The organism is Anaeromonas gelatinilytica (assembly GCF_016820635.1).
GTDB lineage: Bacteria > Bacillota > Clostridia > Tissierellales > SIT17 > Anaeromonas > Anaeromonas gelatinilytica.
In genome coordinates this window covers 26,233-38,571 of the sequence record NZ_WSFU01000024.1, presented here as the reverse complement: position 1 = coordinate 38,571, position 12,339 = coordinate 26,233, and the positions used below count along the sequence as shown (strand labels likewise).

The 12,339-nt window shown below is 28.9% G+C and carries 11 protein-coding genes; all 11 read right to left on the bottom strand.

The genetic code is table 11. The annotated features are described in order from the left end of the window. A partial coding sequence (locus tag GOQ29_RS02270) for a carboxyl transferase domain-containing protein (protein WP_286672855.1) occupies window positions 1–330 on the bottom strand: 330 nt, incomplete at its 3' end. 56 nt (window positions 331–386) lie between these two features. Then, window positions 387–1,145 carry a malonate transporter subunit MadM gene (gene madM / locus GOQ29_RS02265; RefSeq protein ID WP_203371009.1) on the bottom strand — a complete coding sequence of 253 codons (759 nt, stop codon included), beginning with the start codon at window positions 1,143–1,145 and terminating at the stop codon, window positions 387–389. Window positions 1,146–1,157: 12 nt separating this feature from the next. Next, complete coding sequence (gene madL, locus GOQ29_RS02260) at window positions 1,158–1,529, bottom strand: malonate transporter subunit MadL (protein ID WP_203371008.1); 372 nt, start codon at window positions 1,527–1,529, stop codon at window positions 1,158–1,160. Between the two features lie 68 nt (window positions 1,530–1,597). Next, window positions 1,598–2,785 carry a CaiB/BaiF CoA transferase family protein gene (locus GOQ29_RS02255; RefSeq protein ID WP_203371007.1) on the bottom strand — a complete coding sequence of 396 codons (1,188 nt, stop codon included), beginning with the start codon at window positions 2,783–2,785 and terminating at the stop codon, window positions 1,598–1,600. 229 nt (window positions 2,786–3,014) lie between these two features. Then, on the bottom strand, window positions 3,015–4,346 hold the full coding sequence (locus GOQ29_RS02250; RefSeq protein ID WP_203371006.1) for a sigma-54-dependent transcriptional regulator: 1,332 nt from the start codon (window positions 4,344–4,346) through the stop codon (window positions 3,015–3,017). A gap of 37 nt (window positions 4,347–4,383) precedes the next feature. Next, the gene (locus tag GOQ29_RS02245; protein WP_203371005.1) at window positions 4,384–6,558 is read right to left on the bottom strand and encodes an ATP-binding protein; all 2,175 of its coding nucleotides are present in this window, start codon (window positions 6,556–6,558) and stop codon (window positions 4,384–4,386) included. Between the two features lie 137 nt (window positions 6,559–6,695). After that, the gene (locus GOQ29_RS02240) at window positions 6,696–7,553 is read right to left on the bottom strand and encodes a two-component system regulatory protein YycI (protein ID WP_203371004.1); all 858 of its coding nucleotides are present in this window, start codon (window positions 7,551–7,553) and stop codon (window positions 6,696–6,698) included. Window positions 7,554–7,583: 30 nt separating this feature from the next. Next, window positions 7,584–9,044: a hypothetical protein gene (locus GOQ29_RS02235; RefSeq protein WP_203371003.1), complete on the bottom strand. Its 1,461-nt coding sequence runs from the start codon at window positions 9,042–9,044 to the stop codon at window positions 7,584–7,586. 19 nt (window positions 9,045–9,063) lie between these two features. After that, window positions 9,064–9,594: a hypothetical protein gene (locus GOQ29_RS02230; protein WP_203371002.1), complete on the bottom strand. Its 531-nt coding sequence runs from the start codon at window positions 9,592–9,594 to the stop codon at window positions 9,064–9,066. A 153-nt stretch (window positions 9,595–9,747) separates the two neighbouring features. Further along, on the bottom strand, window positions 9,748–11,556 hold the full coding sequence (locus tag GOQ29_RS02225) for a sensor histidine kinase (protein ID WP_203371000.1): 1,809 nt from the start codon (window positions 11,554–11,556) through the stop codon (window positions 9,748–9,750). Between the two features lie 3 nt (window positions 11,557–11,559). Beyond that, window positions 11,560–12,258, bottom strand: coding sequence for a response regulator YycF (gene yycF / locus GOQ29_RS02220; RefSeq protein ID WP_203370998.1), 699 nt, complete (start codon window positions 12,256–12,258; stop codon window positions 11,560–11,562). Window positions 12,259–12,339 lie beyond the last annotated feature (81 nt).

The window sequence follows — 12,339 nt, the reverse complement described above, 5'->3', positions numbered from 1 at the left end:
AGTAATCTTAGCCGCATGCATCTCTCCTAAAGATCCACCTATTACAGTAAAGTCTTGGGCAAATACATATACTAATCTACCATCAACAGTACCATATCCTGTAACAACTCCCTCCCCGGGAACCTTTTTCTTTTCCATTCCAAAATTAGTAGATCTGTGCTCTACAAATGTATCTATTTCTATGAAACTTCCTTGATCTAGAAGTTTTTCTATTCTTTCCCTTGCTGTTAATTTACCTTTAGAATGTTGCTTTTCTATGCTCTTCTCTCCACCGCCAAGTTTTACCTTTTTCTTCAAGGTGCGGAGTTCTTCTAATCTATCACTTGCCATATTCTTTCCTCCTAAATTAAAATTAAAAAACTTAAGAATAAATTGTCCTCTATATATTAAAATATCGCATTAACTATAATATATCCTATTGATGGTACTAAAAGACTTCCCAATCCTGTAAAGAATGTTGCAGTCATTGCACCATAGGGAACAAGTTCTGCATTAGTAGCAGCTAATCCACCTGCCACTCCACTTGTTGTACCTATAAGACCTCCATATACCATAGCTGATGTTGGATTGTCAAGCTTAATTATAGGAGCAACGAAAGGTGTGATAATCATAGTCAATACTGACTTAACAACTCCTGCTGCAATAGAAAGAGCTATTACCTCAGAACTTGCTCCTAATGCTGATCCTGCAACTGGACCAACAACGAATGTAACCGCTCCTCCACCTATAGTAGTAATATCCGCAGGATCCGTATATCCTAATAATGCTGCCATAGCCGCACCTACGATAAAGGAGAATAATACTCCTATTAAAAGGGACACTATTCCTGGTAAACCAGCTTTCTTTATGTTGTTAATATCTACTCCATAAGCAGTAGATATTATAGCATAGTCTCTAAGCATTCCTCCACCAAGTAATCCAATACCAGCAAATAAACTTACATCGGCTAATCCATTTTCTCCTCCAGTATATCTGCCAGCTATATATGCAAGAACTAAACCAGCTATAATTGCTATAGCAGATCCCATTCTCTTTTGTCCAATCATTTTAGCAAAGCCATAAGATACAACCATTATTAGTGCTACTATCCCTAACGCTGCTACTAAATCATAGGATGTAAATAGTGTATTTATAATATCCGTCATATTCAATCACCTCTATTCATTATTTTCTTTAACCGTTAATTTAGATATTAGTGGTACTAAAAGTAGTGCTCCTATTGTAGCAACTCCTCCTGCTAAAAAGGCTACTGCTCCTCCCTCAAAGGCTGCAACAACATTTTGTTTAGCAGACATAGCAACTACAATTGGGATGTATAATGAACTCAATAGTAATATTCCTTTAGATGTTCTTTCACTAAAAGGTTTTTCCTTCTTTTTAAAGTGGTTAGTAAGTAAAATCAATATAAGCATTGCAAATCCTACTCCACCTACATTACCACTTATACCAAGTAAGTTGCCTATACCTCTTCCAATAAATGAACCCACGAACATACAAAAAGCAACTATACCAAGACCATAAATCTCCACATGTCTAACCTCCTTATACTTATATTAGATTACAAGAAGATAGAGAAACCTCTATCTCCTTGTAGCTATTAAATAGCATCATTTTCTCTAAGTTCTTTAATCTCTTCATTACTTAACCCTACAAAATCCTTTAAGATTTCTTCAGTATGCTCTCCTAAAACAGGAGCTGGTTTCTCTATTCTACCTTGAGTTTCACTCATCTTAATTGGTACTCCTGGAATCTTAATCTTTCCTGCAGTAGGATGTTCCACTTCTACTACCATTTCTCTTTCCTGTACCTGAGGATCATTTACAAGCATTTCTATATTATTTATTGGCCCATTAGGTACTCCAGCATCATCTAATAATTTTTGCCACTCTTTTGTTGTCTTCTTCTTAGTTTCCTCAACTATAAGTGGTCTTAACTCATCATAATTTTCATTTCTCAATGGATTAGTCTTAAATTTCTCATCATCAGCAACTTCTTCTTTGCCAAACACCTTAAATAACTTTCTAAATAAGTTATCATTACCTGCTGCGATAACAATTTCTCCATCAGAAGTTTCAAAGGGTTCAAAAGGTACAATTGATGTATGCTTGTTTCCTGCTGGTTCCGGTGAAACCCCAGTAGCAAAGTATCTTGCTATAGCATTTTCAAGTATAGCTACTTGACCATCTAGCATAGACACATCAACTTTTTGTCCTTTTCCAGTTTTATTCTTATAGTTTAGTGCTCCTAGTATTCCAATAGCTGTGAATAACCCTGCAGTAATATCCCCTATAGAAGGACCTACTCTTGTTGGCTTTCCTCCCTTTTGTCCTGTTATACTCATTATTCCACCCATTGCCTGAACTACTCCATCATAGGCTGGCCTTTTACTATAAGGACCAGTATGACCAAAACCAGATGCAGCTGCATATATGATTTTTGGATTTACTTCCTTTAACTTGTCATAACCTAAACCAAGTTTTTCCATAGTTCCTGGTCTATAGTTTTCTACAATAACATCTGCTTCTTTAACCATTTTTAAGAGTAAATCTTTAGATTCTTGTTTCTTTAAATTTAAAGTCATACTTTTCTTATTTCTGTTAATGCTCATAAAATAAGCACTTTCTCCATTGATATAAGGTCCAAACTGTCTAGAGTCATCACCTTTATTAGGAATTTCTATTTTAATAACTTCAGCTCCCATATCTGCTAATATCATAGTAGCATAAGGACCTGCTAATACTCTAGTAAGGTCAAGAACCTTAATACCTTCTAATGCTTTATCCATAATTGTTCCTCCTTGTATAATTATTAAGTCACAAATTCAATAACTCTACCATATTATAATCGCAAATATCATGCCATTTTATACAATATGAATAAATAATTAGGTTCTTTGGCTTAATAATAGCTTTTGATTAATTAATTAACTAACATTATATATTTGTAAATATGTCATTTTTTATTCTTTTAATATAAAAAGTGATAACTTTTTTATCACTTATTCTCAAAAGTTATCACTTGTCCATGTTTTTCAAATCATATTTTTCAATCTTTCTTCTTAAAGTAATTCTAGATACTCCTAATTCTTCTGAAGTTTTAGTAATATTCCATTCATTTTTATCCAAAGCTTTCTTTATTACTCTTTCTTCTACTATTTCTAAATTATAGTACTCATTTTCTTCCCTAATATTGTCATCTAAAATTTCCTTTGGTATATCTTCTGCTTTTATTTTATTATCTTTTTTAAATATCATTATTCTTTCAATAACATTCTTTAACTCCCTCACATTCCCAGGCCATGTATAACTTTTAAATGTATCTACCACCTTTTTAGAAACGGAATCTATATTCTTATTAAGGGCTTGATTATAATTTTCAATAAAATGCTGTAATAAAGGTATAATATCTTCCTTTCTTTTCCTTAATGGAGGTATACAAATAGGAATTATATTTAGTCGAAAAAATAAGTCCTCGCGAAAATTTCCCCTTTTGATCTCTAATTGAAGATCTTTATTTGTAGCAGAGATTATAATAGCATTAAAACTTATTTCTTCTAGACCACCTATTCTCCTAAATTTTTTTTCTTGAAGTACCCTTAACATTTTTGCCTGGAGAGCTATATCCATATCACCTATTTCATCAAGGAATAAAACTCCTTTGTTTGCCTTTTCAATCAAGCCTTTCTTTGAATTCTTTGCATCTGAAAAAGCACCTTTCTCGTATCCAAACAGTTCACTTTCCTGTAAATTCTCAGGTATAGCAGCACAATTTATTGATACAAAGGGAACATTATTTCCTTTTAGCCTCTGAATACTCTTTGCAATAACTTCCTTTCCACTTCCACTTTCACCTTCTAAAAGAATACAAGTATTATAATTCATGCTAACAATTTCCTTTATATTATCTTTAATTCTCATTATTTCAGGGGATTGACCTATAAATTTTACTTCAGTATCCAAGTTTTCCTTGTTAATCTCTACTTTGGTCTTAGCATATTTCAATGTCTCTTCTATAGAATTACTAATCTCTGACAACAAAAAGGGCTTTGTAAAATAATCATAAGCTCCCATTTTCATTGCCTTTACTGCAAGTTTAACATCACTCAAATAGGTAATCATTATTACAATACATGAAGGCTTTATTCGTTTGATCTCCTTTAAAACATCTATACCGTTTATCCCAGGTAGCTTTATATCTACTATAACAATGTCAGGACTTTCCTTTTTCATAATCTCCAATCCTTCTTCTCCAGATTCTGCAGTAAAAACATCTACCCCTAATTTTTTCATATTTATCTTTAAAGATAACCTTATACTTTTTTCATCATCAATAATTAATAACTTCATTCAAGATCTCTCCTTTAAGATCAATTCTTAAATATAATTACTCTTCCTTAATAGGTATGCTAATTATAAATTTTGTTCCTTTACCAAATTCACTTTCAACTACTATGCTTCCATTGTGATCCTTAATAATATTATAAGTTATAAATAATCCCAAACCAGTGCCTTCTCTTTTTTCTGTATAAAAAGGAAAAAATATTCTATCTAAATCCTCTTCCTTTATACCTTTACCATTATCTTCTATTATAATATTTAATTTAGCGCCTTCTATAACAAAATCTATATATATTTTTCCATATTCATCTACAGCATGTATAGCATTTTTCAAAATATTTATAAGTCCTTGTTTTATTGCTCTTCTATCTACATCAACTAATACTGATGTCTCTAGGAATTTTTTTATCACTGTTATATTCTTTTCTTCTATTTCTGAATCTAAGAGATTTAAAATCACATTTAAAAGTTCTTGAATAGCAGTGGAAGTTTTGTTTAGTTTGGATTCATGGGTAAAGTCAAGAAAATTAATTACAAGGTTATTTAGATCTTCCACTTCATTCCCTAGAAATTCTAATACTTCATCCTTCGTCTCCTTATCATTAGTGTTATCCTTTAGAACTTCTATTAAATTACCTATCCCAGCCAAGGGATTTCCTATATCATGTATTATAGAAGCAGATAACTGTCCTAAAGTTTTAATTCTATCATCACTAGCTAGTTCTCTCTCCATTAACTTCATCTTACTAAGATCTTTTAAAAGGAAAACTACTCCAATAACCTGCTGATTATCATCTAATACTCTAGATGCAGAGATACTAATAGGTATTTCCCGCTTACATCTATTCTTTATAGTAAACTCTATATCATTGAACACCTCACCTTTATCCACAACATCAGTGAATAACTTACCTATAATTATATCAAGTATTTCCATAAATTCTTCTAACCTCAGATTTATTACCTCTTTGGAACTATATCCTGTTATTTTTTCTGCTTCTCTATTAAATATTGTTATATTTCCTCTATTATTAAATACTATTATTCCATTAGCTACACTCCTTAAAATATTATTTAGATATTTTTGAAGTCTATTTTGCTCTTCAAAGGAATTTTCCAAATCTGTTATATTTTTGTTCAGTATAATACTCATTTCACTAAAGGCTTTGGTTAATTCAGTTATCTCATTAATTGAATCCTTTTCGACTTCTGTAAAATCTAATTCCTTTATTCCATTACTTAAACTCCTCACTTTTTCTATTAATTTTCCTATAGGTTTTATTATACTAAATGCAAGGGTAAGCCCTATAATTACTGCTATAATTACTACTACTATCATTAAAACACTTAACTTTCTCTCGATCTCAAAAGCTTCAGCTAGCATTGTTCCTTCCTCTTGTTCTACAATTACCATCCAATCTACCCCTGGAACAAATGTTATGGCACCATAATATTTATCATTATTTTCAATATAATAACCTACTGTATTCTCCTTATTCTTTAATATAGATTTTAAATCAGTTTTTTCGCTATTAATAATAAATTTTTGATTTTTCATAGAAACTATATCATCATTGTCAGTCTCCATATCAGAATCAATGACCACATTTCCTTGTCTATCAACTATTAATAATCGACCGCTAAATTGTACCTGGGTTTTATCTATTATCCCTTGAATATTGTATAGTGGAATTCCAGCACCAATTAATCCTATAATCTCTTTACTATTATTCCTTACCGGAGATGCTATTATAAAGTGGGGACGTTCTAAGACACTACTTATTAGTAGTGGACTAATAGAAGTCTTACCAGTATTCATAACATCCCAATAATAACTACGATCTATATATAATTTATTCTTGACATGTTCATTAGAGGGTTTGGAAAAAACCATATCAGCCTTATTATTCATATAAAAGATCAAATCAAAATATGGGAAGTTATCATATATTCTAAAAATTTCATATTGTATATATTCAGTATCTTCAAAACTTTGAGATGAAAAGTTACTAGCTGTTTCTACAGTAACTTTAGCATCCTCAAGATATATTGAAATCTCATTGCTTATCATTTCTGATATTAATAAATTTTTATCTAAAGTTTTTTGTTGAATACCATTTGATACTATTCTCTGTGTAGATATTCCTGTTATAGTCACAGAAAAAACAGCAAAAATCACGATAAATAAAGGTATTTTAAATTTCAAACTATTCATCTTCATTTGTACTATTCATCCTCTATGTTAAAATTGGCTCCATATTTACACCTACACTATATATTATATCAATTATACTTATAAAAGCCATTTTCATTTATAGTCATTTAGATTATGAATAAAAAAGAGACCTTATCTAGGCCTCAATTATCATAAAGATATTTATTTGTTCCATCACTAAATTCTACATTCCAAGCTGGTACTGCATCTCCAGAGCGAGGCTCTTTGACATCAAACATATCAGTGTCTGCAGGATCAAAATAATAACATATATCTATATTCTCAATATCCTTTCCCATTAAATCTTCTTCTGATAAAAGTTTTAGTAGATGATCAGTAGCAGGTCTTAATTCAAACTTATTTTCTTTTTCCTCAATAGCATCTATCCAAAATCTTTCAAACTTTACAACTTTAGACGAAGATATAACAAAATTCATATAACTTTTTTCTACTATGGTGTCTTTATATTTCTTAGTATATTCTAGATTATATACTGATCCATTTTTCTCCTCATTTCTCAATACATAATCATCTGTATCAAATCCTTTATCCTTTAAAAAATCATTTACAACCTCATGAGGATCATAATTTGTATTTTCTATATTTTCTTTCTTATTATTCGTATATATAAGCTTATTATCATTTACAATATCAATTCTCTCATTACCATTATTAAATGTTATTGTATTATCTTCTGTTTCTACATTGGAAAAATCAATCACATCAGTCAAATGTACAAACTTCCTTGCAATATCTATCTTTTTAGTATCAGTACTATAATCCTCGTATTTTATTTCTAAAAGTTTTATATCAAGTACATTAGTTGGTATATCAGTATCTATTTTAATATCAACCTTTGCTAATTGTTGTTTTACATCTTCTTCAGTAGTAGCAGTATATTGATTCATACCCTTAGCTCTATATAAATTACTAGATAAAAGCACAATGTTCACTATTAAAAAAGCTATAATTAATATTTTTTTAGCTTTTGACCAGTCCATAATCTTTGCAACTCCTCTTGTTTAAAAATATTATTCTACCTTTTCAATATCCACTATTTCTCCTGAATTAGTATTAAACATAAATCTATTTTCTCCGATATCTATAACACATACTTCAATTAAAGGAGTTTTATAATATTTTGAAGCCTTATCATAATATCCTAAAGATATATTGTCTATAGAAGATAATATATTATCATAGATTTTTTGTTGCACATTAGTAGCTAAAAGATTTTCATCTTCATCATATTCTTCTATTATTCGTTCAATATTCATCTCTATTATAGTCTCAGGATTAATCTTCTCCTCTGTGTGATCATCAATTTCTTGACTTACTATAATATCTCTGTAAAATCTTCTATAACTTTTAACTTCATCATTAAATACTTCTACAATCAATGGATTTAATAATTCTTCCTCTTTTCTATCATTATTTATATACACAGTCTTTTCATTTATATTATAATCAAATGTAAATCTATATCCTTTACTATTATTGCTAGCTTCAATTTCCTCAACTTTAGATAAATAAGCTTCCTCTGGTAATTTATCTTTTTCCATTATAAAATCAATTAAAGTATCTAAACTTTCTTCTATATTTCTCTCCATTACAACATCATCTAATGTATTGGAATATTCCACCATTCCATTGGGATATACCAGTAATCCAGTATTTTGATTGTACATATATACAATTGCTCCACTATTATCTACAATCTTCCTTAAATAAGATAAATCTTTATCAAAAAATTCCTCTGCAAACTTATCAATGTCTTCATTTTCCTCTATATCACCAGTTATTTTTATATCATTTTCTACTATTATATTTTTTTTATCATTAGGCATATCATAAGGAATATATACATTGGATTTTGTTCCTAAACTAATTTCTCCAGACCAAAAATTTATGAAATCCTTTGATAATTTTATATAATCTATAGTCTTTTCTATATTATCTACATTATTAGAGCTAACATTATCTAGCTTAATAATTTTATCTTCACTACTTATAACGACATATGGCTTTTCATCTAATCTTATATAAATAGCATCTATATATTCAATATTTTCTTCAATGATAGTTTGTAAAGATATATCTAAAGCTTTAGTTATTAACTTTATAGGAAATTCATCAGGAAATTGAACCTCTATTGATCGTTTATTTTTTTCCTCACTTAATTCATCTTTATTAATTTCAGTTATATTCATGTTTATATCAGTAAATACATCTTTTATGACTTCTTTTGAATCATTCCACAAATCATATTTGTTAGCATTTATTATGGTATGAGTATCTTCAGAATAATTTACTAATATACTTTTAGGATAAATAATTTTAGATATGATTAAATCCTTAGAAGAGTCCTTTTTACTATCTCCTAAGGATGTAAATAAGTTTTGATCATTATATAAAAATGCTTTGTTAATAAGAAGTAAGCTTATTATAAACAAAGATAATAGAATTAAAGTATTAAATTTACCTTTATTCATAAATTAGCCACCTCACCTTCTAGTTCTTTTCTGCTCTTAACTTCGCTATCTTAATTATATCTCTATCTCTTAATATGTTTTTATTGGAAAGATATTCCTTTGCTATCATTTCATTAGTAATAGTTATATTTCGATTAAAGACATAATTATCTTCACCATTATTTATTTCAATGATAATATTATTTCTTCCTATAGGTAACTCTAATTCAACATTATATCTTTCTAATTCTCCAACATCTGCTTCCTTCGTAATTATAGGATCCTCATTCATAAATAAAAGCTTATTAACTGATAATGATTTATTAGAAGTCAATAAATCCTCTAAAGAATATACACTTATATATATTTTACTATTTTCTTTAGCTTTTCCTGATACTAATACAGTATCTTCCTTAGTGACTAAATAATCTTGAGGTCTCGCAATATTATAATCTTCATTAGGAATTATTTTAATATCATCAGGATTTTTGTGGTGTATAGCATAACTTGTATTATAAATATTACCTAATATAAAAATTGTAAATACCAAAGATAATATTTTTTTTATCATAATTAATCCTCCTAAAACCAGATAAATGAATCTATTTATTTATATTCTAATCATTCTCATATAATCTCATCTAAATAAAAGCGTACTACAATTATACAAAAATTATATTACAAAGTCATTACCTGGGTTTTAAAATTAAATTACATGATTTTGTTAACTTTCAATATCATCCTTTATTGGTAATACTATATACACACTAGTTCCTTCGTCATATTCACTTTCTATATTTATCTTTCCATTATGAGATTCTACTATTCTCTTTGATATAGAAAGACCTAATCCTGTCCCGCCAAGTTCTCTTGTTCTTGCCTTATCAACTCTATAAAACCTTTCAAAAATTCTCTTTAAATCTTCTTTGGGTATACCTATACCATTATCCTTTATAGTAATTTTTATCGTTTCATCTTGAGCTATTGCATTTACTTCAATAACTCCCTTTTCCGGCGTATATTTTATTGCATTATTTAATATATTTAATATAACTTGCTCAATTGCATCCCTATCAGCATATATTAAAGGAATATTATCTTCTACATCTATCTTAACTTCTTGACTTTTCTCCTTGACAGATAATTCTAATTTTGTATAACTTTTTAATATAAGCTCTTTCAATGAAATATATTCTTTCTCCCATTGAACATCTTTATTATCAAAATTTGATAATTGTAAAAGATCTTTTACTATTCTATTCATCCTATCTGATTCATCATTTATTACATTTAAAAATTGTTCACTTAATTCTCTATCTTCTAAAGCTCCATTCATAAGTGTTTCTGTATAGCTTTTTATAGTTGTAATTGGAGTTTTTAATTCATGAGATACATTTGCAACAAATTCCCTTCTAAGATTATCTAAATTATATTGTTCTGTTATATCTTGAAAAACTATGATTATTCCTCCAAACTCATCTCCTTCATTTAAATATGGAGCAAATCTTGCCATATACGTAGACAAGTCAGTTTCTATAATTCTTTTTCCCTCTAAGTTTTCATTTTGTATCATATTTTTAATTGTCAGATATTTGTTTACTGGATAAATAATTTCATCATAACCCTTATTTTCTAAATCTTCTTCATCAACTTTTAAAATATTTTTAGCTACAGGATTTGCATGAGATATTTTACCATTAATATCTACTGCTATAACACCATCAGCCATATATTTAAATATAGTTTCCATTTTACTTTTCTCTCTAAATATTTCTGATATGGTGACATCTAATTTCTTAGTTAATAAATTAAACATACTAGCAAGTTGACCAATTTCATCATCTGATTTTACATCCACATGTTGTTTAAAATCTCCCTCTGCCATTTTTTCTGCTTTTATTGTAACGTCTTTTATTGGTTCGGTTATACTACTTGCTATAATAAAACCTAATACAACGGTAATTGCTAAAGCTAATAAAGTCGCTTCTATAAGTATTGTCTTAGTTTCTGAAATAGTCTCATTTATATTTTGAAGATTATATGTTATATATATTACTCCTTTTACCTCATCTTCATATTCTATTGGGTATGCTAAATACTTTGATGTCATATCTTCATCATTTCTCAATCTTTCTCTTCCTTGAGAGGCTTCTACTATTAATTTGGGATATATTTGGGATATAGTATAAGCGTTTTCTCCTATAATTCTTTCCTCTTGTCCTATATTAGTAGATATTATCTCTGGAGCTGCTTTAGTAGTATCAATGATATAAACTCTATTATCTGCATTATAAATAGGAGCATTATCTAATAATGTACTCTTTTCTTCATCCCCTAATTGATTCCAATTTCCTTCTCTTATAGTAGGAGAAAAAGCTAATATACTTTGGGCTTGAGATTTCATAGATTTATCTGCTTGTGTTAATTGATTATCCTCAAATACAGTTACTATAAATACAGCAGATATAATCATTGCTATAAAAACTAGTAAAAAGTATACAATAATAAATTTAATTCTGATGGTTTTAAACATTATCTATGCCCTCCTGAAGTAATATCCTACTCCTCTCTTAGTTATTACATATTGAGGATTACTAGAATTATCTTCAACTTTTTCTCTTAATCTTCTTATGGTTACATCTACAGTTCTTATGTCTCCATAATATTCATACCCCCATACTTCTTGAAGAAGTTTTTCTCTAGAAAATACTTGTTCTGGCTTAGTCGCCATAAATTTAAGCAATTCAAATTCCCTCAGTGTAAGCTCAATAACATTTTCATCTTTCTTTACCTCATATTTACTCAAATCAATCTCTAAATTACCAGATTTCACAATGTCTTTAGGATCTTTTTCATCACTACTTTTAACCATTTCTCTTCTTCTAATATTTGCCTTTACTCTTGCGCTCAATTCTCTTATACTAAAAGGCTTTGTAATATAATCATCTGCCCCTGTTTCTAATCCTTGTATTTTATCTACTTCTTCTTCTTTTGCAGTTAGCATAATCACAGGAGTATCTTTCTCTTCTCTGACTTCTTTTAATACTTGAAAACCATCTTTTTTAGGTAACATTATATCTAATAAAATTAAATCTGGATCCCAATCAAAAGCTTTTTTGATTGCTTCTTCTCCATCATAAGCAATCAAAACTTCATAATCTTCCTTTTCTAAATTAAATCTCAGTATATCTGCAATTGGCTTTTCATCATCTACTACCAATATCTTCCTGCTCATACAAAATCCTCCTTTGCTTAATCACAATCAACGAAATTAATATAACTATTCTACAAATGATATTAAATTCCTTCTAAAATA